Genomic DNA, 25,165 nt, shown 5'->3' on the forward strand with positions numbered 1-25,165 from the left:
GCTTTGACGGCCTGCGGCGCCGAGCTCCTCATCGCAGGAGGACATGATGCACTCCCTTCATCCGCAAGCCCGCACCACTCCAGCCGTCCGCCAGGAGATTGCCCGCTCATCCGAGCCGACGGGCGTGCTGGCCCAGCGCTTCAGTGTGAGCACCGAGACGGTCCGCAAATGGCGCAAGCGCGGCCCCAAAGACTGTCAGGACCACAGCAGCCGGCCGCACAAGCTGCCCTGGAGGGCCACCGAGGAGGAACGCGCCATCGTCTGCGCCCTGAGGCAGGCCACCGGCTTTCCGCTCGACGATCTGACCTTCGTGGTCACGCATTTCCTGCCGCATCTCAACCGTGATGCGGTCTACCGCATCCTCAAGGCTGAAGGCTTAGGCCGCCTGCCACCGGCGCAGCAGCGCCAGCGCCGGAGCGGCACCTTCAAGGACTACGATCTCGGCTTCGTGCACATGGACATCAAACACCTGCCCAAGCTGAGAACCGCCAATGGCGAGAGCCGCAAACGCTTCCTCTATGTCGCCATCGACCGCTGCTCGCGCTGGGTGCACCTGGCCGTCAAAGACGACGAGCTGGCCATAAGCGCGATTGCCTTCCTCAAAGAAGCGATCCGCGCGTTTCCCTTCAAGGTCACCCACGTGCTCACCGACCGTGGCTCGTGCTTTACCGCTGATGGCTTCGAGGACGCCTGCCACCAGTTGAAGGTGGAGCATCGCAGGACCAAGCCGTATACGCCGCAGACGAATGGTCTCGCCGAGCGCTTCAATGGACGGGTGCAGCGTGAAGTGCTCGGCATCACGATCTACAGCCATGGGGATCTGGAGACGCTGCTCAAGGGCTTCAACCAAGCCTACAACAGAAGACGCCAGCGCGTGCTCAAGGGGCGATCACCGGACGAGGTCGTGCGAAGCCGCTTGGTCGCTGAGCCGAAGCTGGCCAATCGGCGCGCGAAGCCACCCGATCCACACGCTTTGCCTCAAGCCCTCCAGGTCGTCGCTCACGCCAAGGAGGTCTCGCATCCAGACACCTAACACTACAGTTGCACCCGTCGGTTTTGCGCTAATTACCTCCTGATCTGACACAGGAGGCTGCCATGACCGGTGTGGCCGTCGAGCAGATGCTCGAACTCTGGTGCGTGGAGTTGCGTCAGGTCAAAGCTCACCTCAAATCGCTGTTTGCCCATCCCAGCATCGCCGCCTCGGCCGCCGCCTTCCTCGACGGGCTGCTGGGGCCGGAGCGGCGCAAGACCGGCTGGATGCGCGCGGAAGCCGCCGGCGATTCGGGCCCTTGGCGCCAGCAGGCGGTGCTCGGCCGCAGCCACTGGGACGCCGATGCGCTGCGGGATATGGTGCGCGACTATGCGCTCGAGACGCTCGCCTCACCCGGGGCGGTGCTGGTGATCGACGAGACCGGCTTTCTCAAGCAAGGCCAGCGCTCGTGCGGGGTAGGCCGACAATACACCGGATCGGCGGGCAAGATCACCAGTTGCCAGATCGGCGTGTTTGCCACCTACGTGTCGGAGAAGGGCTGCGCCTTCATCGATCGCCAGCTCTATCTGCCCAAGGACTGGACCAACACGCCCGAGCGCCGCACGGCGGCTCAGGTGCCGGATGCCATTCGCTTTGTCACCAAACCCGAGATCGCCGCCGAGATGATCGAGCGCGCGATCGCGGCTGACGTGCCGTTCGACTGGGCGGCGACGGACTCCATCTACGGCGTGGGCTCCATCGAGATGCTGTTGCGCCGGGCCGGCAAGGGCTATGTGCTCGGCGCTCATGCGACCGATCAGTTCAACTCCTGGGGCGACAAACCTGAGGTGGCCGGCATGGCCGAGCAGATCGCAAAGGCTCTTGCTCCCGGGACTTGGCGACGCCTGTCGGCGGGAGACGGCACCAAGGGAGCGCGCCTGTACGAATGGGCTTATCTAGAGTTGGCGGATCTCGAGGCGGATGAGTACAACGAAGACCTCACCGGCCTGTGGACGCGCGGCCTGCTGATCCGACGCAGCATCGCTGATGGGGATCTGGCGTTCTTCTCGACCTGGTGCCCGGCCGGCACGTCGATCGAAGAGTTGGTGCGGGTCGAGGGCCAGCGCTGGGCGATCGAAGATGCGTTCGAGACCGCCAAAACGGAGCTGGGGCTGACGCACAACGAAACCCGCTCGTGGCATGGCTGGCACCGGCATGTCTCGCTGGTGATGCTGGCCTTTGCCATGATGGCGGTGGTGCGCGAGCGCGCCAACACTCTCACGTCACCCCAAAAAAGAAACGACGAAGCCCGGCTCCAGCGCTGGTGCGATGGTCTGTCCAGGAAATCCGCCGTGTGGCCACCCGCCTCCAGCAGCGTCGGATCGAGCCTGCCTTCGTGATCGCCTGGTCCGCGTGGCGACGCGCGCATCAGGCGATGGCGCAAACCTCACATCGCAAACGCAAGGTGCAACTGTAGTGCTTCTGTAATGGGCCGTTGGGTGTCAAGCCCCTGAGTGACTGTCCTGTCGCCGAAGTCTTGCTTCTGTTCGGGGTCGACGCGAGGCCGCCCCACCATGCCATCAGAGAGGATGCGGTCAGCCCATCTAAGGCGCGTGTTCCACCTCGATGAGATGCTCACGGCACTACTTACGGCTTGACCGCCTCCATCGTCCCGGCGACGGGACCTCAGGAGAACGGGACGATCGCCGCCCCGTTCCGAACGCTTGTTTCTCCTATGCGGCAACGCCCTCCCGGTTCCAGCGGAAGGTGGTGCCGTCGATCCAGATGCGATGCAAAATGACCGCAAGCTTCCGGGCCAGCGCCACCTTGGCCCGCCGCATGCCGCGCCGCTTGGCCACCTCCAGCGCCCAGCGCTTGAGCGCAGAGAAGCGCACCGCGCGGGTGAGCAGGATATGGGCTCCTTCATAGAGCGCCGTGCGCACCATCGGATCGCCCACCCGGCTCACGGCTCCCGTGATATCCGTCTCGCCCGACTGATACTTCTTCGGGGTCAGGCCAAAATGCGCGCCCACCGCCCGCGAGCGCGAGAACCGCTCAGGATGATCGACTGCGGACGTGAAGGTGACCGCGATCAGCGCGCCAACGCCTGGCACGCTCATCAGCCGCCGGCAGACCTCGTTCTTCCGGGCGATCGCCAGCATGGCCCGATGCAATCGGGCAAACTCCATTTGCAGCGCGTCCCGGGCGCGCAGCATGGCTTCGGCAATCTTCTCCAGCATTTCATGACCGGCCGTGAGGGTGCGCACCCGGGCGGCAAACTGGCCCTTGCTGATCTCGCCGACCTTCAGGCCGAAGCCGCGCAACAGCCCACGCAGGCTGAGCTCGACATCACGCATCTTGGCCTGCAGCTGCTTGCGGGCCATGAGCAGCGCCCGCACTTCTTGCGCCGGCGGCGACTTGCAGTGGACGGGGCGGAACCAGCCCATGCGCAGCAGTTGGGCGATGCCGCGCGCATCGCGCCGGTCGGTCTTGACGATCATGGCCGAGAGCGCCGCCTTGACATGCCGCGTCTCCAGCAGCACGACTTCGAACCCAGCCTGCACAAGGCCGGCATGCAGCCACTGCGAAAGTGGCCCGGCCTCCAGGCCGACGCGGGTGAGCGGTAGGCTCAGGCTGGCGAGAAAGGCCGCAAGCGCCTCCGGCTCGCTGGCGACCTTCGCCTCGCGGACAATCTGTCCGGAGCCATCGAGGATGCAGACGCTGCTCAGTTCCAAAGACACGTCGATTCCGGCATAGTAGTCCATGGCTGTCCCTCATGATGCTTGGGGCCGATCCGCTCGGACCCCGTTCCAACACACATCACTCTGAGGGACAGCCACCCCGCTCCGCTACTGCGTGAGCGGCAGGCCCATTACGGCATCTAAGGCGCCAGTTTCCAGAGGTCAGGGACGTATGGCTGCCGCCGGAGGCCTGTTCCTATCGGATCGCGGTCCTCTCCATCGCCAAGCGCTATGCAGGGCAAGCCCGCCGGGTGATGCTCGGGCTGTGGTCCCTACTCCCTCAGTTCACCTACACGAAGCTCCTCATCGTGGTCGATGAGGATATCAACGTGCGCTCCTGGGACGACGTCATGTGGGCCGTAGCGACCCGCTCAGACCCCTCACGGGATCTCGTCGCCATCAACGACACGCCTATCGATTATCTTGATTTCGCATCTCCGAAGTCGGGTTTGGGCGGCAAGCTCGGAATCGATGCCACCACCAAGATCGCTCCGGAAGTGGATCGCGAATGGGGACAAGTCCTCGCCATGGATCCTGCCGTTGCGGCTCGCGTCGACGAAATCTGGGGCCGGCTCGGGCTCGACGTGAATCATCTCAAGGGGACAGCCTGATGCAATCGTCCCGCGTCATAATCGGGATCAGTGGCGCTTCGGGCGCTCTGCTTGGAATTCGAGCGGTGGAGCTTCTCGCTGCGGCTGGGTGCGAGACCCATCTCGTGGTCTCCCGTAGCGCGGAGCGGACGATCGCGCACGAAGCGGGTGACGATGCGCTCCATCGGATTCAGGCGATAGTCGCCTGCCACCATTCCATCGACGATATCGGAGCGACGATCGCAAGCGGTTCCTACCGGACGGCAGGGATGATCGTGGCTCCATGCTCCATGCGAACCTTGTCTGCCATCGCCAACAGCTCCGCCGACAATCTTCTTGTCCGGGCAGCCGATGTCCACTTGAAAGAGAGGCGTCGACTGGTGTTGCTCACCAGAGAAACGCCGCTCCATCTGGGGCATATCCGCCTGATGGCGGCCGCGACCGAACTCGGAGCCATCATCGCTCCTCCCGTTCCTGCCTATTATCGCAAGCCTCGATCCGTCTCCGAGATCGTCGACCACACGGCACGCAGGGTTATCGATCTGCTCGATCTCGACATTCCTGCACTTGCCGGGTCCTGGAGCGGACTATAGCCTCGTCAATCGCATCAGCGAGCTCTGGACACGCAATTTGTCCCTGGCACACCGACGAAGGCCTGCGGCATAACAAATGAGTAGAACTTATGCCCGGTTCTGGGCCAATCGTGGCCGTGGCCCCAAGCCGGATATCCGACGCGGAGCATCCTTCCGCCCGCGACTTCCTTCTGCATTGACGATACGCGCTACGGGCACAAGGGCCATCAGGAGGAGGACGGCCGCCACGAAGAATGGCATACCCCAGGCAATCGACGGGCCCGGCTGCGACACGCCTGCGGCAAAACTCGCGGTGAACAGGATAGGACCTATAAGTCCACTCACGCCCCGCAAACTGTTGAGCGCTCCCTGCAACCGTCCCTGCTCCGAGGCCGCGATCCGTTGGGTCATCAGGCTCTGGGCGGCGGGACCGAACAGGCCCCACAGGGCTGCCACGGGAATTGCCAGCCAGATCCATGCCCCGCTCGGGGCAAGGCCGAACAGCAAGGTGCCGAGACAACCGAAGGCGAGGCCAGCGATCATCGTTGACCTTTCGCCCATACGCGGCACCACGCGACGCACGAGCCCGCCCTGCACCGCCGCTGAGGCAATACCGACGGCGGCCAGAGCCAAACCAATCGTGATCTGGTCCCACCCGTAGCGATGGCCGGCATAGAGGACAAACACGGCCGGAAACACCTCGTGGGCGAGATTTGAGAAAAACAGGACCGCAGAAACCCGAAACACTTCAGGATGAACTCGAATCAGCCGCAGAGCCGCCAAAGGGTTCGCCTTCCGCCAAACGAACGATGCCCGCTTGTCTCGTGGCAGGGACTCCGGAAGGACGAAGACCCCATACAGCGCATTGGCGAGACAGAGCCCTGCCGCGATCCAGAACGGTAGGCGCAGGTCAAAGGCTCCGAGCACGCCCCCAAGGGCCGGGCCAGCGATGAAACCAAAGGCGAATGCGGCGCCGATGACCCCGAACCCCGCGGCGCGGCGGTCTGCATCCGTAACGTCAGCCACGTAGGCGAAGGCCGTGGTGAAGCTTGATGAGGCCAAGCCACCCACGGCACGACCGACCAGCAGCCATCCCACCCCGGGAGCGATGGCCATGAAGAGATAATCGAGACCCAGTGCCAGATTGGATAACAGGATGACAGGGCGGCGTCCGTAAGCATCGGAAAGTGCTCCGAGCACCGGCGCTCCGAAGAACTGAGTGACGGCCCAGGTCAGGCCGAAGAGACCATAGACCTGGGCCGCGCTGATAGTCTCGCCGCCCAGGAGTTCCTGCACCAATCGCGGCAGGACAGGAATGATGATCCCGAAAGCCAAAAGGTCGAGAGCGACGCTGATCACCACGAAGGACAAGGCCGGGCGGCGGCGGGGGTGGGCGTGCATGGGCTGAGGTCTCGTGACTAATTCAACAAGTGCGGCTATTCAAATCTACGTCCTGCTTCACCTTGGTGGCCATCAGCTCAGGCTGGGTATCACCGGCGAATGAGGGTTATGCGGCCCGCTCTATTGTGAGCCCGGTGTGAAGTCACCTCCCTGCCAGTAGCCCTGACTCTTCAAGGTATCAGCCACTTCACGCGGCATGTAGTTTTTATCGTGCTTGGCGAGCACGGTGTCAGCCTTGAAGACGCCGGCGAGGTCAAGCATGCCTTCGGCTACGACGCCGTGCCCTTCGCGGAACAGGTCCGGCAGAAGGCCCCGGTACTCAACATCCACGGCCCCGTTCGCATCCTCGATCCCGAAGGCGATGATCTGGTTATCGCTCCTTCGGACGGATGCCTTCTGCACGAGTCCGCCGAGGCGAAAGCGCATGCCGGGAGCAACGCGGCTCGCCTGAACCTCGCTCGGCGTATGAAAGAACACAATGGTATCGCGCATGGCGAAGGAGACGAGTCCGAGCGCGGCGGCAATCATGGCCAGCCCGCTCCCGATGAAGGTCAGGCGTCGTTGCTTGCGAGTCATGCTCCATGTCTCCGGGCTTGCAATCACTCGCTTCGGTAGCACCGATGCGGCGATCCGGATTTGACCGAGCACAAGCTCACGCTCACTCGGCTCTGATAAAGAGCGTCGAGAGCTACGTCATTCGGCCACACTATCGCGCCACGGCGCCTCCGGGGAATTCCGGAATAGCCGGAACACGAGTAAAGGGCGAACTTGACGGGAACTAGCGCTTGTCGACGCCAATACGAACTGGAGACTTTCGTGATCGTCTGCTCTTGTAATGTCTTCTCGGACGGCGAAGTGCGCACCTGCCTGAACCCCGGGCCGGATTGCCCACGCACTCCTGCCCAGGTTTATCGCTGCCTTGGTTGCGGACCCCAATGTGGCCGATGCGCCACCACTATCCGTTCCATCATGGATCAGACCCTTGCTCAAAAACATGCCTGCACGGCGGACTGTGAGACGGCCTGCCCATTAACCCAGCAGGCCAACTCCAACGAGCCCGGAAAGCGTCAGGCATGGCGACCTCGATCGACCCGTGCCGGCCGATGATGCAAGATCCTGTCACGAAAGTTCTCTCAAAGTTCTACATGACTGGTTACCTTCTCCCAGATCCGATCAGTTCTGTAGGAAGCCCGAATCGAGTCAAACTAAGAAATTCCCTATCCGCCAGGAACGTCTGCTGTTCCCGTCCTAAGCCGACATTCAGCCTTACTTCCGGCATGTGCCAGTTCCGGACCTGGCAGAGCACAATGCTGCCCGGCGCCAGCGCGGGAGCCTTACGGTGTAGTTTACCGAAGAGGCAATCCCAGCTTGGGATGCGGAGCCCCGCACGGCCCTGGGCGGTTAATCTCGCTATTCGGTTCCGGCCATCAAATCGCCCCTGACGCTGCGGGCTGTGTTCAGGCTGGCGCTGCGACAAACCGAGGGCTGCTCGGCTCAATCCTGAGGCTCCTGGGCAATGATCTCGCTATCCTGGATCATTCGACCCTGAGCCGAGACATCGGAGGTGCCAATACCATGTCGAATCTCCAGAGGGCCGGTTCCCCTGCTGGTGGACTGCACGGGCCGGCATCTACGACACCATCGCCAAGCGCGATCCTGATGCGGAAGTGATCGTTCCACCAAGAGCGACTACAGTGCTGAGTGATACGGCAGAGAGCGTTCCGATCCAGCGCGATTGGCATCTCCAAAATCCTGGTCAAGCGTAGATGCATGGGTTGGCAAAGGAGGTCCGGATACACTCGTCGCGCCCTGGGGAAGACCGCTATTAGCCGACCGATAACTCGGGATATCCAGCGTTACTCCGGCAGGCCTGATCTCCGTAAACCATCCGCGAACAGGTCCAAATCTTCCGGCCGCCGGAGTTGCACCCAGTCACTGAGATTGGAGATGCGCCGAGAAGGATCGAGTTTGCGTAAATCACGAATTGCGCGCTCTGCTTCGTTCATTCGGCCAGCAAGTGCCTCGCTTGCGGCAACAATGCCGGCGGCAAGCACGAAGCTCGGTAATTCTCTCAATGCCCTGCCAGCCCATAATGAAGCGAGATCATAGCTTCCGGCCAGCATATGAGCCAGTGCCATCCCGGTCTGCATACGAGGCAATTCTGGATCCAAAGGGCTCAGTCGCGTGCCCTTCGCAAAGCGCTCGATTGCATCGTTTGGTTCCCCACGGGCAATTCTTTGGAATCCACTAAGGTACCACGCTGCCAGGAGATTGGGATTAAGCACCAGCGCCCGGTCAAGCATTGCAATGCAGCCATCGAGATCGCCTCCAAAATGGCCAAGGGCGTGACCGCCGCGGGTGAGAGCTACCGCGTCGTTCCTCCCAAGTTCGATTGCTCGGCGGGCCAATCTGGCACCCTGAGCTGTCTCCTGTGCCCGATCAGTCATCCAACCATTGATCTTGCGCCAGACATGGCACCAAGCCACCATTCCATAACCGACCGCATAGTCCGGATCGAGCTCGATCGCCTTGTGAAACAGCGGCAGGGCTTGGTCGATCGCTTCCCTGGTTCCCTGGTGGAACTTCGTCATGCCACGCAGATAATAGTCATAGGCGTCGAGGCTCTCAGTCGGTTTGCGTTGGGCTCGCTCGATCTCGGCCCGCTCCAGTTGAGGAATGATTGCGCCGACAACGCTGGCCACAATCTCGTCCTGCACTTGAAAGACGTCGTTGAGCGAGCCTTCAAAGCGTTCCGCCCAAACATTTAGACCGGTGGTCGCGTCAACAAGCTGACCTGTGATGCGCACGCGGTCCACCGCCTTCCGTACACTGCCCTCCCGCACATACCGGACGCCCAGTTCCCGCCCCACCTGCTTCACGTCAACCGCACGGCCCTTGTAGGTGAAGCTCGAGTTGCGAGCGATAACGAAGAGCCAGCCAATACGCGATAATGCGGCGGTGATGTCCTCTACCACACCGTCAGCGAAGTACTCCTGCTCCGGATCTGCACTTAGGTTTAGGAACGGCAGGACAGCAATGGACGGTCGTTCAGGAATGATCAGTACAGGTGCAGGTTGTGTATTCGAGCCGGAGAGACCCTGACCGGGAGTAGCAATTCGATCCAATTGATCTGAGATCCGAACCTCGGCAACGAACCGGAATCCCTTACGGGCGACGGTACGCACCAGGCGCTGCTCGGACCCGCTATCGCCAATGGCGTTGCGCACCGCGTTGACATGGCTCGTCATCGTTGATTCAGAGACGATCCGCCCGCCCCAGATCGCGTGCAGCAATTCCTGCTTACTGACGACTCTTTCGCTATGCTGTACCAGATAGAGCAGCAGGTCGAACACCCGGGGACCAAGCGCGATCGTGTCGGACCCTCTGATGAGCTCGCGCCGGTCAGGATCGAGCGTGTAGCTGCCAAAAACGAACTGCGCTGGATCGCTCCTAAATCCGACCGATCAAAATTCCAGGATGTTGCCGACGCACTCCGAAGAACTCTGTCATCGTGGCTTTTTGCATTAAGACCAAGAGTTATGACGCTCCTGTCACTTCATGGCATGTGCTGCTTATATGAGTTTTGGAGGAAACGATATTCTTTGATCAGGCGTCGGCCAGACGTGGATACTTCAACCCAGGTTTGCCGCGCGGGAGTGGCCCATTCGATTGCCTCGCTATGCAAGGCGGCTTTCTCGCTGTCAACATAGGGCGTGTCCAGAGTGGAGTGCAGCAATCTCGTTCTGACAGGAAGGAGGTTGTTGTCCGCTCCGTGGGGGAGGCACATGACCGTCTCGCACTCGCATCCGGAGGCCTGCCTGCCCGCAGCAGACCTCCATTGAGATCAACGCTGAACTAAGATTGGAGGGCCGGAACAACGCATGTTTCCTTATCGTGAGGATGGAGCGTAGATTCTAGCGGAAACCCCGCCGAAGTCCCTTCTATGATCGGCCAGGGGCGATTATCAGTCACAAAGCCTCCCTTGAAGGGGTTCACCGTCAGCCCCACCGAGACATCATTACCGTGCCTTGTGCCTAAAACGGAAGGAATGCTCTTGGCATGAAGATGTACGTGCACACCATAGGAGTGGTTTTGATCGCCCCGATGATGGTGATACCTCGATCATCCGCCAGGATTTCGGCTGGAATTGATATCTTCCATCGGTATACTCCCTCACCCGGCTTGGCGCCCGCCACGTGAATGTTGAACGGCCTGCCGCCTGCAACACCGCGGAGTGAAACAAGAGAGGAGTTGTCTGTCACCAAGGTGGCTGTGCCTCCTTCTGCTTCAATGAAGCCAGCCAGGATGAGTGAAGCTGCACGAGTCTGCATCATGTGCCCTCTGACCTCGTAGAAGCTTCAACGCTTAAGGTTGATTAAGATATCCAGGAGCTCTGATCCGGTCTGGAAGACTTTCGAGTTGGCCGTATAGGCACTCTGGGACTGAATCATCTCCGCGAGCTCAGTGCCTAAATCGACGTTCGATGCCTCGAGAGTTCCCGAATTCACGGTACCATAGCCGGCACTTGCAGCTATGCCGTACTTGACTTCGCCTGAGCCCTGCGTTTCTCGATAGACGTTTCCTGGCTCGGTGCTTAAGCGGTCAGGACTCTCGAAACTCGCGAGCTGGATCTGGTACGATGGGTTGCGTGTTCCATCCGAATAGATCTCGTATAATATTCCATCAGCTGACACTTCAAAGCCATCGAGCGAATTCGCGGCGTTTCCATCTGCCTCTGCCTTGTAAACAGTGTATGGCGCAGATACCTGCGTCATGCCAGTCAGGTCGAGAGTGAATGGGAAGGTCGCTCCCGTTTCTGTCGCATGCGGAATATTGAACGAAAGGGTTCCGCCGGAACCCTTCCCGGTCATCGGATCAAAGGCGATAGTACTTGTTCCGCGGAGGCTGGCCGGGCGAGACGCGCCGCCACTATCGTAGACGGCAGCTTGCCACTCGTTGTCACCTGTCTTCGCGAGATAGACGTCGAGCGTCACTTTTGTTCCTAGGGGATCATATGTCACTATACTTGTTTTGAGATCGTAGGTCCCCTCTGCAGGGAGCGTGCCGGCTGGGGGCGTCCATGGCGAGCGAACGTTTGTGCTGACCGGTAGGTTTGCCTTAAACACCCCGCTTTTTGAGGCATTTGGCTTCAACTCACCCGATGGCAATTCGATCGGCACGAGGGATCCTGCCCCACTGGGTGTTCCATCGGCATTTAGCTTCCGACCCAGCAATTCAAAGCCAGCTGTATTGACAAGGCGAGTAACCGCTTGCTTCGTTCCGGCATCTGTCTCAACCAGCCGAATAATTGGGGCAAACGAGCCTGCGCGAGTGTAGGCCAGGGATCCGCCAGCGTCAGCCACAGGGAAGAAACCGTTTCCGTCGATCATAAAATCGAACGCTGAGGTCGTGTACTGCTTGGTGCCCTGTTGGCTGACACTATATCTGACGCTTGTTGTGACAGATCCAGAGTCATAGGAGCCATAGCCGCTTGCGGTGACAAAGGAGGCGAACTCAGTCGATGCCCGCTTGTAACCCGTGGTGTTTTGATTGGCGATATTGTCCGAGATCGTTGAAAGCTTGGAAGATTGAGCGTTCATGCCTGAAACGCTTGTCCGCATTGCACTATAAATTCCCATGGCAGCCCCAGCCTCCGATGATGCTCTTCATGCCGCACGGTCCATTGTCAGACTTGGCAGCGTTTGTTGTGATCGCAGGATGGCGATGGGCCGGCGGAAAGTCCTTGCAGGAACCTTGGATTTTTCGTGAGTTTATCTTGCGAGTTTGTCCAAGACGGCATCGGCCGATGGCTGCAGTGCGTCCCTGAGACGCGTTGGTGATTGCCAGGGTGGTTGAGCAGAGTCGCCAAGGATTTCGTCTGCTCACCGCCTATTAACAGGAACAAACTTATGGATTACAGCGTCATTGAGAATCCAGTCGCTCATCGCTTCGAGATGGCCATCGGGGATGCTATTGCAGCAGCCTACTACCGGCTGGAGGATAGCAAGGTCGTCCTCATTCATACCGAAGTGCCCCAAGAGCTATCGGGTCAGGGAATCGGCTCCAAACTGGCAGAGGGAGTGTTCCGGCTGATCCGTGAGAGTGGGCGTCAGGTGGTCGTCCGATGTTCGTTCATGGCGAGCTGGGTTAGCCGCCACCCTGAGGTCAACGATCTCGTCGTTGGATGAGCATCGCCATAACCGCCTCCGCGGTCAGGCTTGGTTACAGATGCAAAAGGTTCCTTTCGGGTTGGTTCTGCTCTGCTCCAAACAGTCCTTATCACAGACGGATTGCGGCTATGGATAGCGCACGGGCGGCGGTGGCAGCTCGGGCAAAGGGATGAACTCGGCCTCGTCGCCGGGTACCGTATCGAACCGGGCCGCCTTCCAATCGGCCTTGGCCTGCTCAATGCGGTCTTGCCGCGACGAGACGAAGTTCCACCAGATGAAGCGTGGACCGTCCATCGGCTCACCGCCCAGCATCATGAATCTGGCGTCGTTCCGCGCCCGGATCGTAATACGGTCGCCCGGCCGGAAGACCAGGAGCTCGCCGGGCGGAAACACGTCGCCGGCGATCTCGACCTGGCCAGAGACGGTGTAGATCGCCCGCTCGTCGTAGGTTGGGTCGAGCGGCACGGAGGCTCCGGCCTGCAACGCCACGTCGGCATAGAACATCGGGCTAGACGTCTGCACGGGCGAGCTCGCGCCGAGAATGGAACCTGCGATGAGCCGTACAGTCTTGCCGTCGCCGGTGAGTACCGGCATCTCGCCCGCATCGTAGTGGACGAAGCCGGGATTTGCCTCCTCGTCCTGCGCCGACAGGGCCACCCAGCTCTGGATGCCGAAGAGCTTTGAGCCCGTTGTACGCAGTTCCGGTGCGGTTCGCTCAGAATGGACAATGCCGCGCCCGGCGGTCATCCAGTTGAGTTCCCCCGGCCGGATGGGCAGTTCGGTTCCAAGCGAGTCGCGGTGCATGATCTCGCCGTCGAAGAGGTAGGTGACGGTCGAGAGTCCGATATGAGGATGAGGTCTGACATCCATCCCTGATCCGAGCAGGAACTCCGATGGGCCCATCTGGTCGAAGAAGATGAACGGGCCGACCATCTGCCGCTGCGCCGATGGGAGCGCGCGGCGGACCTCGAAGCTACCGAGGTCACGGGAGCGAGGTACGATCACGGTTTCGATGGCATCGCAGGCGAACCTGTCACCAGGTTCCGGATCTTCGGCGGGGTTCCAGCTCATGAGACCTCTCCTGTGTAGTTTCTTGCATAAGGGCCCTGGTGTTCACGCTCGATGGCCCTGTTCGGCTGCGATGGCAAAAACGTCATGCTCTCCGTCCAACCCCTTGAGCTCGAAGCGGCCTATGCGACGGGTGAGCGTCATCGGCAAGGCGGAGGCGAAGGTCTCGGAGCAGACTACCGTCTCGCCGCTCGCCTTGGCGATCCCCTCCAGGCGGCTGACCATGTTCACCGCCGGCCCGACTACGGTAAAGTCCAGCCGGTCTAGGCTGCCGATATTGCCATACATCACAGATCCCACGTGCAAAGCCGCTACGAACGGGGGCAGACCCTCGGCCCGGGCCACTGCGATCGCTCCCGATACGGCACGCACGGCCGCTGCACACGCCGCCGTGCGACCACCCTCACCCACCCGGAAGATGGACAAGACCCCGTCCCCCAGAAACTTGAGAACGTCGCCTTCCTCCGCCCGCACGGCATCGGCCACGGCCTCGAAATAGCGTCCCAGCGTGGCCAGGAGTTGTGATGGGGATGACGCGAGAGAAAGCGGTGTGAACCCGCGCATATCTGTGAGCAGAATGGCCGCTTCGGTCTCGACGATGTCACCGCGATGGATCGCGCCGGCTTGCACGCGTGCAGCCGGCCCCTCGCCCAGGAATGTGGCCAGGAGGCTTGCTGTCGAACGGCGCATGGCAATGGCTTCCAGCGCAGCCGAGAGCGGCACAGAAAGGCTCTTGATCAGAGCGATGTGGCTTTCATCAAACCCGCTGCCGTGCCGCGTGGCGAACATTGCCGGTTGGATGATCCCGTTGCCGAAGGTCACCGGCACCGCAACATAGTCCGTAAAGCCGGCACTCGCCAACTCATGGAGAACAGTGTGATCCTCGGGCACGAGCTGGTCGAGCCGCCACCGGACCGAAGTCCCAATCTCCATGACGTGCTGGGAAGGGCTGCCGAAATAGGTGGGGGACTCGCGCAGAGCCTGGCTGATGGTGAAGAGCTCGGCCGCCGTCTCCGGTGCCCAGATGATGCCCCAAGCGGTCAGCAGCGGATTATCGACACGCATCGCGATGCGCAGCCGGTGCAACGGAACCCCCGTCGCGATCAACTGCTCTGCAAACCCGGATGTCAACGCAACTGCATCGCCAGACAAGCGCCCCGGCCCGATCAACCACGCCGCGAGTTGCTTCCCCTTGCGTGTCCAGTCGTCCAAGGCAGCGGTCTGACGGAGTGGCACCATGCGCTCTACCTTAGAACAGAATACTGTCCCTTGTCTCGATCGGTTTGAGCTCTGTCTGCTCACCGAGCATAACCCGCATCTCGATCTCAATTCGCCGCGTGATCGATGAGATCGGGACATCGTTGGAATTCCCTTCAAACGGATTCGAGGAATTATCTCCGACCTTCTCCATCGAGACGAATATCCAGCCGACGACCGCACTGAGCGGGACATTCAACCAGGCCGTCCAAGCCGCGATCCCAGCCGCCTCGCCCAACTCCCGGGCGTACGGAAAGAGACCGAAGGGCATGATCGCGACGAAGATCTTCACCACGATAACGGCGATGGAATAGTAGTTGCGCGAATAGGGATAGTTCTTGACCCGCTTCAAGCCTCCTTGCAATCGAAGAAGTTCATCGAGCGCGGTCGCCAACACGGTAAAGATTAATTCGCTGATGCGGCTTCTGCTATGGAGATCCTTGATAGCTTCATATTGCCAATGAAGAATGAGAGCTTCCTTGTCGCCGCGATGCGCCTTGAATTTTTGCAACTCGGCATCCGACAAATAGGTTGCCAGCTCATCCTCAAGGACAGATTGACTTTCAGGACTCGGGAGCCTGGCAAGGAAACTAACGTTCCCCGGGTCAAACGTATTTTCCCAGGATCTCCTTTCGCGCAAGTAAAAGCGCAGTGCGGTCAGCCAGGCAAAATGGCGGTAAAATATCTTTTTCAGTCCTTGGTCCGACGCGGCATCTCGACTGCCTATCGTCACCATCAACCTGTTGGCCAAGACCAAACTGGCGGTGCTGACTTGCCCAGACAATGTAAGACCGTCGTTGAAGCGCGCATAGCATTGCTGATTCTTGAATGCGAGACTGATCGCGAGCGCCGATCCTACAATTGTTAGGATCGGCCCCGGTACCGTCAAAAAGCTCCAGCCCGAGAGCTGGAGGAACAAGGTGGCAAACAATGACCAGGCAACAATCCAGCCGGTCTCCCATCTCGTCCAGGCGAGAAAGTCGGTGGTCTTGTACTGTCGACCTAAGTGCATGGCCTAACCACCCTTAAGTTGTCGGATGCGTATGATGGACCTGTCGGACACCGGATCAGGCGCCTTGTGACGGGAGAGCACGGACTCGTTGATCGAAACGGGCAGCGGTAGCGGCGTTTCAAACAGGTCAACGACCGGCAGGGCGGCGAAATAGCCAAAGTAAACAGCCGTGAGAATTTGAGCGGCAATCACGTAGCCGCCCTCCGCCGGCCTGCTGCCGAGATACCCAAGGCCTATGAACGCCGCAACAAAAGCCCAGAGCATCCACCGGCCGATCGGGCGGTAGGACATGGAGCGTACCTTGGAGGTGTCGAGCCAAGGCAGAAAGGCCAGCACAAGGACTGAGGAGGCCATCGCAACAACACCGCCGAGCTTGTCGGGAATGGCACGCAGGATCGCGTAGAACGGCAGGAAGTACCATTCCGGAACGATGTGCGCAGGTGTCACGGCTGGGTTCGCCGGGATGTAGTTGTCTGCGTGGCCGAGATAGTTCGGCATGTAGAACACCCAGAAGGTGAAGAAGACCATGAAAGTGACGATCGAGAAGATGTCCTTCACCGTGGCTTCTGGGGTAAATGGCACCGTATCTTTCTTGAAGTCCGTGATCTCGACACCGGTCGGGTTGTTCTGTCCCACATGGTGAAGCGCCCAGACGTGAAGCGTGACGGTGCCAACGAGCATGAAGGGCAAAAGGTAGTGCAGCGAGAAGAACCGGTTCAGGGTTGCATTGCTGACTGAGTAGCCACCCCACAAATACTCGACAATCGTTTCACCAACGAGCGGAATGGCGGAGAACAGATTGGTGATGACGGTCGCGCCCCAGAACGACATCTGGCCCCAGGGCAGGACATAGCCCAGGAACGCGGTCGCCATCATGATCAGGAAGTTGATGACACCCAGGAGCCAGAGGATCTCGCGCGGCGCTTTGTACGATCCATAGTACAGGCCACGAAAGATGTGGATGTAGACCACGATGAAGAACATCGACGCGCCCGTCGCGTGCAGGTAGCGGATGAGCCACCCATAGTTGACATCACGCAAGATCCGCTCGATCGACTGAAACGCCAGATCGGCATTCGGCACGTAGTGCATCGCGAGGAAAATGCCGGTCACGATCTGCGACGCGAGCATGAGGGTCAGGATACCGCCGAAGGTCCAGAGGTAGTTCAAGTTCCGCGGCACCGGGTACGACACGGCCGTATCATAGGAAAAGCCGATGATGGGCAGTCTCGCCTCAAGCCACCGCTCGAGCCGGCTTTTCGGCTCGTAATTGCTATGCTTGAACATTTCGTTACCCGATCCTGTTCAATCGTCTCTTAAAAGGCCACAGGTAACGCATCGGCGACATAGCGCCTGAGCCAGTCCTCGAACCGGGTTGGCGCAAATCGTGGATGATCGCCCGGAACCAGGGTATCGTCGCGCAGAACCGCTCCGAAGTACAAAGCGTGAGCATCGGCAACGACGCTTCGGGTATCCTCGTTGGCGGCCAGGATCTGTTCAGCGAGCTCGTTGAGGTAGAACCTATCCGGACCGACGATCTCAACCTCGCGGTTCTGGGGACGACCCATCGCCACGTCGCGTAACGCGACCACAACGTCATCGGCCGCAATGGGTTGGATCGGAGCCGGCGAAAGGCGAAGCACGTTGCCGTCGGCGGCGCTTTCGACGATCCCGGTCAGGTACTCGAAGAACGGCGTCGATCTGAGGATCGTATACGGTATGCGCGATGCACGAATCAGATTTTCTTGTGCCATCTTCGCCCTGAAGTAGCCGCTCTCGGGCAGACGGTCGGTGCCGACGACGGACAAGGCGACGTGATGCTGAATGCCGGCCGCGTGCTCCGCTGCCAGAAGATTCCGTCCCGACGTCCTGAAGAAGTCCAGGGCAATGTCGTCCTGGATCGTTGGCGCATTCGACACATCCACCACGATCTGAGCGCCATCCAAGGCCTTAGCCAACCCCTTGCCGGTAAGTGTGTTGACGCCCGAGGACGGTGAGGCCACCACAACATCCTGGTTGCAGTCCTGTAGCGCTGTGACCAGCCGGGATCCGATATGTCCGGTGCCACCTACAACAACGATTCTCATCGCTCACTTCCCGTGCGAGATCAATCTGGTTCGAAAGAGAACGCCGCGGACCGGCATAAGCCGACGATCCGCTGTCGTAATTTCAGTCTGGTGTAGTTCGGTCGACTACACAGACCGAAGTCCAGTGCGACCCATCACCTCTTATCCGGGATCGTGAGTTCGGCATCGACGTCATCGACGACAAATACGGCGAGGATCTTCGCTGGTTGCGTCTGGCTCGCGTTGGCGCTGACACAATGATGATCGCCAGGCATCTCCGTCCAGTTCTGCCCGGTCTGATAAGTCACTTCAGATCCGTCGTTGACCTGGCTGCGGACAGCGCCTTCGATGACTGTCGCGTAGATGATCGCTGATTTCGCATGCTTATGGGACGGCGAGTATCCGCCCGGTCCGTATTCGACCACGACTCCCTTGAGACTCTTGCCGGGAATTCCCGGCAAAGCGTGCTGGTAGACCTGTGTGACTTTCGCGTTCTTGGAGCCGGGAAGAGTTATGCCTCTATCCGAAGAGCCTGGCGCCTGAGCGCCGGCGTTAGCCGTGGTCAGCAAAAAAGCTGCAACCGCGGCACTCATCGTCATTCTCATTGGATGTCCTCCATTTTAGGCCGACGCTGTTCCCTTCGGGCAGTGCTCGCGTACAAGCCACTCTGCCAAGTCGATATTCATCAGGCGCCCTTCGGCTTGAGTTACAGATTGCTCGATGCCAGAGGTGCATATGCGTTGAGCGACCCTCAGGATCTGATGAAGGCCAGAAGGTCCGAGTTCACCGCTTCAGCGTGGGTGGTGCACATGCCGTGCGGAAACTTCTCATAGACCTTGAGCGTGCCATTCTTCAGCAGCTTTATCGAAAGCAACGCGGAATCGGCGATTGGTACAATCTGATCGTCGTCGCCGTGCATCACTAGCGTCGGCACGTCGATGATCTTCAGATCCTCGGTGAAGTCGGTTTCGGAGAAGGCCTTGATGCCGTCGTAGTGAGCCTTGGTGCTGCCTGCCATGCCTTGGCGCCACCAGTTCTGGATGATCCCCTGCGATGGCGTAGCGCCAGGGCGATTGTAGCCGTAGAACGGACCGCTCGCGAAATCGAGATAGAACTGCGCGCGGTTCGCTGCGAGCTGCGCACGTAAGCCCTCGAGCACGTCGATCGGCAGACCTCCCGGATTGGCCGGTGTCTTCACCATGAGCGGCGGCACGGCGCCGATGACGATCAGCTTGGCCACGCGGCCCTGCGGCTGGCCATGGCGGGCGACATAGCGGGTCGCCTCGCCACCGCCGGTCGAATGGCCGATATGGATGGCGTTGCGCAGGTCGAGATGCTCGACCACCGCCGCTGCGTCGGCGGCGTAGTGGTCCATGTCGTGGCCGTCCGACACCTGCGCGGACCGTCCATGGCCTCGGCGGTCGTGCGCGACGACGCGATATCCCTGGTTCAGGAAGAACAGCATCTGGTTGTCCCAATCGTCAGCCGACAATGGCCATCCATGGTGGAAGACGATGGGCTGGGCGCCCTTCGGGCCCCAATCCTTGTGGAAGATCTCGACGCCATCGTTGGTGGTGACTGTGCTCATGGTGTTGTCCCCTGTCAGAACGGGATAGTCTTCGCTAAATCGGCTGTGGCTGCCGGCGCGTTCAGGCGGCTTTGGCTCCGGACGCGAACCACTGGTCGAAATCGATCTTGCCAAGGCGTGGATTGTTGTCCGAAACCAGCGTGGCCTCTTCGAGTTTGGCTCCGGAATAAGGGACCCCCGTCGAGGCTTCGACCGCCCGGGCATCCCCCGTCGCAGCCAAGTATTTTGCAATCAGGTCGCGTATGCGGAACCGCTCAGGGCCGGCGATTTCGATTGTGCCGTTGCGGGGCGAGGCGAGCGCCACTTCCGCCATGGCATCTGCGACATCATCGGAGGCGATCGGCTGGATCAGCGCGGCGGGCACAACCACTTTATCGCCGAGCCCCCAAGAGTTGACCAAGAAGCCCAGCAACTCGAAGAACTGCGTCGAATGGACGATGGTATAGGGGACCCCGGAACTCTTGATCAGTGTCTCCTGTGCCAGCTTGGCTACGAAATAGCCGCTCGCCTGCAGACGCTCCGTTCCGACGACTGACAAGGCCACGTAATGCTTGACATCGTTCGCCGTCGCTGCGGCGATGAGATTGCCTGTCGACTTTTGAAAGAACTCGAGAACGGCGGCATCTTCCCAGGAGGGCGAGTTCGACAGGTCGACGATGACCTGCGCGCCCTTCACCGTTTCAGCGACTCCTTCGCCGGTTACCGAGTTAAAGCCGCTTTGCGGTGACGCGGCAACCACCTCATGCCCAGCGCTGCGTAATCGTGCGACTGTCTTCGAACCGATGAGGCCAGTTCCACCGTTGATGACGATCTTCATAACCGATCTCCTGTAGCAGAGTCATTTCTGCGGGATTGGGGCGCCGATGCTCGTGTGCCGAGGCGACCCGACTCAGTTCAGCCCCGCCCTGTCAAGGCCGTAGAGCTTGTCGGCCGATCCCGGCACGGACCTGAAGGCCACCCCTGCCCGGTTCCAGGCGTTGATCGCCATCACCGCAAAGGTCAGGTCGGATAATTCCTTCTCGGAGAACTGGCTGCGGACGCGCTCATAGAGATCGTCCGGCACACCGCCCTCGGGCAGCCTTGTGAGCGCTTCGGTCCAGGCGAGAGCTGCGCGCTCCCGCGGCTCGAACAGAGGGGACTCGTGCCACGTTGCGACGTGGTACAGCCGCAGTTCACGCTCACCGTGGAGCTTTGCCTGCTTCACATGCATGTCGAGGCAAAAGCTGCAGCCATTGAGCTGAGACGCGCGGATCTCGATCAGATTGATGATCGACTCCTCAATGCTGCTCTTCCTGATGCCCGTCGAGAAGTCGGCGAGCTTTTTGAAGAGTTCCGGCGACTGCGTCGCATAGTTCAGACGCTGGATGGAAGTCGTTGCGTGAAGCGTCTTGGCCTGTTCTGAAGTTGCGATGTCCACACTCGTTCTCCTTGATGGGCGCTGTCGTTGTGTGCCCTTCAAGGATGCATGCTTGACGGAGGCCTTTCTATTACTCCCGTGGCCTGGATGCCCCCTGTGTAAGTCTACGACGACTATACCGAAGTTTAGGTTTTACTTGGGGTCGAGCCGGTTCCCGGCGATCCTAGTTATCAGTTGGCTCTTCATCATTGTTGGACGGGTTGTCTTTGTCCGGCAGCGCGGTCTTGATACTTTGGAGGAGGACATCGTCGGTAACCGGCTTCGTCAGATACGCATGAGCCCCTCCCGCGAGCGCCCGGCCTCGGGTCAAAGGATCGGTCACGGAGGTCACAACGATCACCGGCATGGTCGAGCCCTGGGCCTTGAGCCGCTGCAGCAGTTCCAGGCCGCTGATGCCAGGCATCCGAATATCAGTGATGAGGCAGTCGAACCGATCGGGTGGGTCGGCCGCCAAGAAGGTTTCGGCCCGGTCGAAGACGTGACAGGTGTAACCCATGACCAGAAGGAGATCGGAGAGGGCATCACGGATGGCCTCCTCGTCATCCACGACCGCGATGACAGGCGGATTGAACAAGCGGGTAGCCTTTGCTGCTGCGGCCCGTCAGGCCGACTTCCCAAGGCTGCGCTCAATCACGCCACATGGAAACCATACCGAGGTTTAGGATTCACGACTTATCACGAAGGTCGGCGGGCAGCGTCTCCCACGCACGGATAAGCTCGCCAACTGACGCCGCCTGCATCTTACGCATGACATTGCCGCGATGAAGCTTGACCGTGATTTCCTTGATGCCGAGGTCGAAGGCGATCTGCTTGTTGAGCCGACCACGCGCCACTTCGCGCATGACCTGCCGCTCGCGCAACGTCAGAGTTGAAAACCGGGCGAAGTGCTGTCTGGCGCGACGGGCAACCGCCATTTGCGCAACATCCTTCTCGATTGCAATCGTTACTGCGTCGAGCAGAGTCTGGTCGCGGAATGGCTTTGTGAGGAAATCGACGGCTCCAGCCTTCATGGCTTGGACCGACATGGGAATGTCGCCATGGCCGGTGAGGAAGATGATTGGCTTCAGGTTGCCCTTTGCTGCCAATTGGTGCTGAAGATCGAGGCCGCTTGCGCCGGGCATGCGAACGTCGAGCACCAAGCAGCCGGGGCGGTCGGGAAGCTCGGATTCAAGTAATTCGCGAGGTGAAGCGAAACAAATCGCATCGAGGCCTATGGATAGCATGAGCTCCTGAAGCGCGGTCCGGACTTCTTCGTCATCGTCAACGATGAGAACCAGTGAGCGGTCTTCTTTGGCATCAGGTGTGATCACAGGAATGCCTCCGAGGTTTGGGCAGCAAGGCGCGAAAGAGGGTCGATCCGCTGTCCGGGCATCATGGTGCCGTTTTCGCTTCAAATGGCAGCGTGAAGATCAATGTCGCCCCCTGTGGCTCGTTGTTCTCAGCCCACAATCGTCCGCCGTGAGACTCGACAATCGATCGGCAGATCGCCAGTCCCATGCCCATGCCGTGTTCCTTTGTCGTAAAGAACGGTTCGAACATCCTCTCCGGAAACTCGACGCCCCGGCCGCGGTCACTGACTTCGATCTGGACCTCATCCTTCACTTGGCGCACGCGCACTCCGAGAACTCTGTCGCTCGCAGTAGAGTCCATTGCATCCATGCCGTTGCGGATGAGATTGACGAGAACCTGCTGAACCTGGACGCGGTCGAGCGCGACAGGCGGAAGGTCGCCTTCGACCTGAACATTTATACGAATGCGGCGCCGTGCCGCCTCTTCGGCCATGAGGTTATGCGCCTCGGCGATAACGCTGTCGAGTGTCGTGCTTGTCCTCGTCTCCACGGAGTGCTTGAACAAGGCGCGGATGTGGCTCACCACGTCGGCGGCGGAATTTGCGTTATGGATAATGCGTTCCACCGTTTTCTGCGCGCGCTCGAGATTCGGAGGGGTCGCCAAGAGCCAGCGTTGGCATGCATTGGAGTTGGCGATGATTGCGGCCAATGGTTGGTTCACCTCATGTGCGATGGCGGCTGAAAGCTCAGCAAGACTCGCTGCTTGGCTTGCCCGCGCCAGACTCTCCCGCGCAAGATGCAGCTCTTCCTGTGCTCGAACTTCACCGTCGATGTCGTGTGAGAGGCCAAACCACTGGACGATGCGTCCGCTCTCATTCCGCAGCGGCTCGGCGCGGCCCGACATCCAACGATAGTTCCCGTCCACCCGGCGCATGCGGTAGTTGAGAGAAAAGCTCTCGCCGGTAGCCAGAGATCGGTTGAGCGCCTCCTCCAGCCTGGCGATGTCGTCGGGATGGAAGAGAGTCGTGATGGCGGCCGCCAGTCGGTTGGTGCCCGCCTTTTGAAGGGCTCCCACATCCAGGCCGCAGAACTCGATCAAGCGCTTGCTGAAGAAGGTCGGTTCGCCTTTAGGAGACAGTCGCCAGAGCAGGCTCGGAACCATATCAACGAGTTGTGAGAGCTCCCGCTCCCGATTGCGCAATGCCTCCTGCGCGGTTAACAGGTCGTCAATGTCGGAACTCACTCCATACCACTGGATGATCTTGCCAGAGTCGTCGCGCAACGGCTCCGCGCGGCTCTCAACCCACCGATGAGGGCCGTTGGCCCGGCGCTGACGATATCTGACGACGAGGGGCACACCCGTCGCGATTGCGCGTGCGAACACCTGATCCACCGCGTGCCGATCATCGGGATGAATAACCGACAGCGATCGCGACCCGTCAGGGGCGGTCATATCGTCCAGAGTGATACCGGTGACTTCCGTGACTTGCTTATTAAGGTAGCACGGTATTCCCTCCGGGGTCATACACCAGATGAGAGTTGGCACAGTGTCGATCATCTGCTGAAGCTGGCGCTCGCTCCGCCGCAGCGCCTCCTCTGCGCGCATCTCGTCGTCGATGTCGATGGATATCACGTACCATTGCACAATCGCTCCGCTCTGATCCCGTAGTGGCTCCCCGCGGCCATCGACCCAGCGATACGCGCCGTCCGCACGACGCATACGGTATTTCATGGAGAAGGGTTCGCCGGTGGCGAAGGAATGACGGGCCGTCGTCAGCAGACTGTCTGCATCATCAGGGTGGACAAGGGATTGGATGGCCGCCGCCAGCCGGCTCACGCCCGGTTTGTCCAAATGGGCCAAGTCCCCCAGACCGAAGAAATCCAACAACCGCTTGTTGAAGAAGGTCGGCTCGCCTTCGGGCGTCATACGCCTGATATGGACTGGGACCATATCCACGAGCTGCGACAGCTCTCGCTCCCGTTCGCGCAATGTGAGGAGCGCTTGCTGGTTCTGTCGGGAAATGGCGGCCACGATGAGTGCCGAAAATGCCGAGATCGCCAGAAAAAGCTGCAGCATGACCTGCTTTTGCCTCTGGGTCTCGGGATCGCCGACAAAATGGCTGCCACCGGATATCGTGAGTGCCATCGTGATGAGGGCGAGGAGGGTCAAGGCGACGGCCACGCCCTTAAACTCAAAACGCACGGCGGCCCAAAGAAGCGGTGGCATGATGATATAGGCGGAGGCAAGATAGTCGGTGCTCAAGGAAAGCGCGGCAACACCGAGAAAGATCACACCTAAGGCGCCGGCTTCCATCCACTGCGCGGCAGAGAGCTGGGTCTTGCTGCTCCAGTACTGGATCACGACCAGTACCAGTGGCGCTACGAGCAAGATTCCGGTGGCGTCTCCAATCCAAAATAGCGGCCATACTTCCGTGAAGGTTTGGGATTCTACGCCGAACCACGAAAGCGCCGCACTTCCCACCGTCGCGCTTACGAGGGGTGCAACTCCAGCGCCCAGCACCACAAATGCGAGAACTTCCCGCAAGGTTTCCAGTCGAACGGGCCGGCCACAGGTCCAGTTCACGAGCGTTGCGCCAGTCGCCGCGCAGAGCACGTTGCCGACATAAATTAGAAAGCCCGCAGCCAGGGGACTGTGGAACCATACGAGTTGCGCGAACATCTCAGCTAAACAGCCGGCCAGCATCCACCACGGCCAACTGTACGGAGAGGTAAGGATGAGCGTCGCGACGAAAACCCCTCCCGGAGGCCAAATGGAAACGGTTATACCTGGGACGATTGCGAGCGCCTGAGCGAATCCGCATCCCAAGACGTAGGCAGTAAAAAACAACCCCAGGTGCAACAATCGAGGGCGACTATACCAGACGGACATGGTCGGCTTCTCCTGCCGGACAAAGAAGGCCTGGGGACTGTCGGCGATTAGTATAACACTCGCTCCCAATATTTGAGTCGGCGAACCCACACCCAATTCTGGTCCCATGGTCAGGCGTACCTCGTGGAAATCTT

22 protein-coding genes and 2 pseudogenes are annotated in these 25,165 nt (G+C 60.1%); 6 read left to right on the top strand and 18 right to left on the bottom strand.

All coding sequences use genetic code 11. The features are described from left to right. Nucleotides 1-46: 46 nt before the first annotated feature. Both JO965_RS15565 and JO965_RS15570 read left to right on the top strand, forming a co-directional pair. A complete protein-coding gene (locus JO965_RS15565) occupies nucleotides 47-1,033 on the top strand; it encodes an IS481 family transposase (protein ID WP_203444173.1) in 987 nt (328 codons plus the stop codon). 62 nt (nucleotides 1,034-1,095) lie between these two features. Then, a pseudogene (locus JO965_RS15570) lies at nucleotides 1,096-2,262 on the top strand (IS701 family transposase); the annotation flags it as partial. A gap of 441 nt (nucleotides 2,263-2,703) precedes the next feature. Here the strand turns inward: JO965_RS15570 and JO965_RS15575 are convergent. Beyond that, complete coding sequence (locus JO965_RS15575) at nucleotides 2,704-3,735, bottom strand: IS110 family transposase (protein WP_203439776.1); 1,032 nt, start codon at nucleotides 3,733-3,735, stop codon at nucleotides 2,704-2,706. Nucleotides 3,736-3,854: 119 nt separating this feature from the next. Between JO965_RS15575 and JO965_RS15580 the strand changes: the two are divergent. Beyond that, nucleotides 3,855-4,322, top strand: a pseudogene (locus JO965_RS15580) (UbiD family decarboxylase); the annotation flags it as partial. Next, nucleotides 4,322-4,894, top strand: a complete 573-nt coding sequence (locus tag JO965_RS15585) for a UbiX family flavin prenyltransferase (protein WP_203439777.1) — start codon at nucleotides 4,322-4,324, stop codon at nucleotides 4,892-4,894. The pseudogene JO965_RS15580 and the gene JO965_RS15585, both read left to right, overlap by 1 nt. An 87-nt stretch (nucleotides 4,895-4,981) precedes the next feature. Here the strand turns inward: JO965_RS15585 and JO965_RS15590 are convergent, their stop codons facing one another. Further along, nucleotides 4,982-6,274 (bottom strand): TCR/Tet family MFS transporter, encoded by a 1,293-nt coding sequence (locus tag JO965_RS15590; RefSeq protein ID WP_203439778.1) that lies wholly within the window; start codon nucleotides 6,272-6,274, stop codon nucleotides 4,982-4,984. 120 nt (nucleotides 6,275-6,394) lie between these two features. After that, entirely contained in the window at nucleotides 6,395-6,850 is a 456-nt protein-coding gene (gene ccmE / locus JO965_RS15595; RefSeq protein WP_203439779.1) for a cytochrome c maturation protein CcmE, read from the bottom strand. Nucleotides 6,851-7,090: 240 nt separating this feature from the next. Between ccmE and JO965_RS15600 the strand changes: the two genes are divergently transcribed. Continuing rightward, nucleotides 7,091-7,381 (top strand): bacterioferritin-associated ferredoxin, encoded by a 291-nt coding sequence (locus JO965_RS15600; RefSeq protein ID WP_203439780.1) that lies wholly within the window; start codon nucleotides 7,091-7,093, stop codon nucleotides 7,379-7,381. A 749-nt stretch (nucleotides 7,382-8,130) separates the two neighbouring features. On the opposite strand, the gene JO965_RS15605 is transcribed toward JO965_RS15600, so the two are convergent. The 3 genes from JO965_RS15605 to JO965_RS15615 all read right to left on the bottom strand — a co-directional run bounded on the left by JO965_RS15605 (nucleotide 8,131) and on the right by JO965_RS15615 (nucleotide 11,874). Continuing rightward, nucleotides 8,131-9,663 carry a winged helix-turn-helix domain-containing protein gene (locus JO965_RS15605; protein WP_203444212.1) on the bottom strand — a complete coding sequence of 511 codons (1,533 nt, stop codon included), beginning with the start codon at nucleotides 9,661-9,663 and terminating at the stop codon, nucleotides 8,131-8,133. Between the two features lie 645 nt (nucleotides 9,664-10,308). Beyond that, nucleotides 10,309-10,608 (bottom strand): hypothetical protein, encoded by a 300-nt coding sequence (locus JO965_RS15610; protein ID WP_203439781.1) that lies wholly within the window; start codon nucleotides 10,606-10,608, stop codon nucleotides 10,309-10,311. A gap of 24 nt (nucleotides 10,609-10,632) precedes the next feature. After that, nucleotides 10,633-11,874, bottom strand: a complete 1,242-nt coding sequence (locus JO965_RS15615; RefSeq protein ID WP_246776575.1) for a flagellar hook protein FlgE — start codon at nucleotides 11,872-11,874, stop codon at nucleotides 10,633-10,635. Nucleotides 11,875-12,183: 309 nt separating this feature from the next. On the opposite strand from JO965_RS15615, the gene JO965_RS15620 reads away from it, so the two are divergent. Then, nucleotides 12,184-12,462: a GNAT family N-acetyltransferase gene (locus JO965_RS15620; protein ID WP_203439783.1), complete on the top strand. Its 279-nt coding sequence runs from the start codon at nucleotides 12,184-12,186 to the stop codon at nucleotides 12,460-12,462. Nucleotides 12,463-12,570: 108 nt separating this feature from the next. Here JO965_RS15620 and JO965_RS15625 read toward each other — a convergent pair whose 3' ends face one another. The 12 genes from JO965_RS15625 to JO965_RS15680 all read right to left on the bottom strand — a co-directional run bounded on the left by JO965_RS15625 (nucleotide 12,571) and on the right by JO965_RS15680 (nucleotide 25,031). After that, entirely contained in the window at nucleotides 12,571-13,515 is a 945-nt protein-coding gene (locus tag JO965_RS15625) for a pirin family protein (protein ID WP_203439784.1), read from the bottom strand. A 42-nt stretch (nucleotides 13,516-13,557) separates the two neighbouring features. After that, nucleotides 13,558-14,751 (bottom strand): adenylate/guanylate cyclase domain-containing protein, encoded by a 1,194-nt coding sequence (locus JO965_RS15630; RefSeq protein WP_203439785.1) that lies wholly within the window; start codon nucleotides 14,749-14,751, stop codon nucleotides 13,558-13,560. Between the two features lie 10 nt (nucleotides 14,752-14,761). Further along, nucleotides 14,762-15,781: a bestrophin family ion channel gene (locus JO965_RS15635; protein ID WP_203439786.1), complete on the bottom strand. Its 1,020-nt coding sequence runs from the start codon at nucleotides 15,779-15,781 to the stop codon at nucleotides 14,762-14,764. Between the two features lie 3 nt (nucleotides 15,782-15,784). Continuing rightward, nucleotides 15,785-17,068, bottom strand: coding sequence for a cytochrome b N-terminal domain-containing protein (locus JO965_RS15640; protein ID WP_203439787.1), 1,284 nt, complete (start codon nucleotides 17,066-17,068; stop codon nucleotides 15,785-15,787). A gap of 29 nt (nucleotides 17,069-17,097) precedes the next feature. Continuing rightward, a complete protein-coding gene (locus tag JO965_RS15645) occupies nucleotides 17,098-17,868 on the bottom strand; it encodes an SDR family oxidoreductase (protein WP_203439788.1) in 771 nt (256 codons plus the stop codon). Between the two features lie 134 nt (nucleotides 17,869-18,002). Then, the gene (locus JO965_RS15650; RefSeq protein ID WP_246776886.1) at nucleotides 18,003-18,446 is read right to left on the bottom strand and encodes a cupin domain-containing protein; all 444 of its coding nucleotides are present in this window, start codon (nucleotides 18,444-18,446) and stop codon (nucleotides 18,003-18,005) included. 152 nt (nucleotides 18,447-18,598) lie between these two features. Beyond that, complete coding sequence (locus JO965_RS15655) at nucleotides 18,599-19,435, bottom strand: alpha/beta fold hydrolase (protein WP_203439790.1); 837 nt, start codon at nucleotides 19,433-19,435, stop codon at nucleotides 18,599-18,601. A 61-nt stretch (nucleotides 19,436-19,496) separates the two neighbouring features. Further along, nucleotides 19,497-20,252, bottom strand: a complete 756-nt coding sequence (locus JO965_RS15660) for an SDR family oxidoreductase (protein ID WP_203439791.1) — start codon at nucleotides 20,250-20,252, stop codon at nucleotides 19,497-19,499. A gap of 72 nt (nucleotides 20,253-20,324) precedes the next feature. Then, nucleotides 20,325-20,801, bottom strand: coding sequence for a carboxymuconolactone decarboxylase family protein (locus tag JO965_RS15665; protein ID WP_246776887.1), 477 nt, complete (start codon nucleotides 20,799-20,801; stop codon nucleotides 20,325-20,327). A 214-nt stretch (nucleotides 20,802-21,015) separates the two neighbouring features. Further along, the gene (locus JO965_RS15670; protein WP_203439793.1) at nucleotides 21,016-21,426 is read right to left on the bottom strand and encodes a response regulator transcription factor; all 411 of its coding nucleotides are present in this window, start codon (nucleotides 21,424-21,426) and stop codon (nucleotides 21,016-21,018) included. A gap of 91 nt (nucleotides 21,427-21,517) precedes the next feature. Continuing rightward, nucleotides 21,518-22,162, bottom strand: a complete 645-nt coding sequence (locus tag JO965_RS15675; RefSeq protein WP_203439794.1) for a response regulator transcription factor — start codon at nucleotides 22,160-22,162, stop codon at nucleotides 21,518-21,520. A 61-nt stretch (nucleotides 22,163-22,223) separates the two neighbouring features. Continuing rightward, the gene (locus JO965_RS15680; protein WP_203439795.1) at nucleotides 22,224-25,031 is read right to left on the bottom strand and encodes an MASE1 domain-containing protein; all 2,808 of its coding nucleotides are present in this window, start codon (nucleotides 25,029-25,031) and stop codon (nucleotides 22,224-22,226) included. Nucleotides 25,032-25,165: the final 134 nt, after the last annotated feature.

The sequence above is a fragment of the Microvirga sp. VF16 genome (genome assembly GCF_016864375.1).
Taxonomy (GTDB): Bacteria; Pseudomonadota; Alphaproteobacteria; order Rhizobiales; family Beijerinckiaceae; genus Microvirga.

Bases quoted from the DNA above. Each gene is read 5' to 3' on its own strand.
- JO965_RS15565 (WP_203444173.1), top strand. From the start codon at position 47: ATGCACTCCCTTCATCCGCAAGCCCGCACCACTCCAGCCGTCCGCCAG.
- JO965_RS15575 (WP_203439776.1), bottom strand. From the start codon at position 3,735: ATGGACTACTATGCCGGAATCGACGTGTCTTTGGAACTGAGCAGCGTC.
- JO965_RS15585 (WP_203439777.1), top strand. From the start codon at position 4,322: ATGCAATCGTCCCGCGTCATAATCGGGATCAGTGGCGCTTCGGGCGCT.
- JO965_RS15590 (WP_203439778.1), bottom strand. From the start codon at position 6,274: ATGCACGCCCACCCCCGCCGCCGCCCGGCCTTGTCCTTCGTGGTGATC.
- ccmE (WP_203439779.1), bottom strand. From the start codon at position 6,850: ATGACTCGCAAGCAACGACGCCTGACCTTCATCGGGAGCGGGCTGGCC.
- JO965_RS15610 (WP_203439781.1), bottom strand. From the start codon at position 10,608: ATGATGCAGACTCGTGCAGCTTCACTCATCCTGGCTGGCTTCATTGAA.
- JO965_RS15615 (WP_246776575.1), bottom strand. From the start codon at position 11,874: ATGAACGCTCAATCTTCCAAGCTTTCAACGATCTCGGACAATATCGCC.
- JO965_RS15620 (WP_203439783.1), top strand. From the start codon at position 12,184: ATGGATTACAGCGTCATTGAGAATCCAGTCGCTCATCGCTTCGAGATG.
- JO965_RS15625 (WP_203439784.1), bottom strand. From the start codon at position 13,515: ATGAGCTGGAACCCCGCCGAAGATCCGGAACCTGGTGACAGGTTCGCC.
- JO965_RS15630 (WP_203439785.1), bottom strand. From the start codon at position 14,751: ATGGTGCCACTCCGTCAGACCGCTGCCTTGGACGACTGGACACGCAAG.
- JO965_RS15635 (WP_203439786.1), bottom strand. From the start codon at position 15,781: ATGCACTTAGGTCGACAGTACAAGACCACCGACTTTCTCGCCTGGACG.
- JO965_RS15640 (WP_203439787.1), bottom strand. From the start codon at position 17,068: ATGTTCAAGCATAGCAATTACGAGCCGAAAAGCCGGCTCGAGCGGTGG.
- JO965_RS15645 (WP_203439788.1), bottom strand. From the start codon at position 17,868: ATGAGAATCGTTGTTGTAGGTGGCACCGGACATATCGGATCCCGGCTG.
- JO965_RS15650 (WP_246776886.1), bottom strand. From the start codon at position 18,446: ATGACGATGAGTGCCGCGGTTGCAGCTTTTTTGCTGACCACGGCTAAC.
- JO965_RS15655 (WP_203439790.1), bottom strand. From the start codon at position 19,435: ATGAGCACAGTCACCACCAACGATGGCGTCGAGATCTTCCACAAGGAT.
- JO965_RS15660 (WP_203439791.1), bottom strand. From the start codon at position 20,252: ATGAAGATCGTCATCAACGGTGGAACTGGCCTCATCGGTTCGAAGACA.
- JO965_RS15680 (WP_203439795.1), bottom strand. From the start codon at position 25,031: ATGTCCGTCTGGTATAGTCGCCCTCGATTGTTGCACCTGGGGTTGTTT.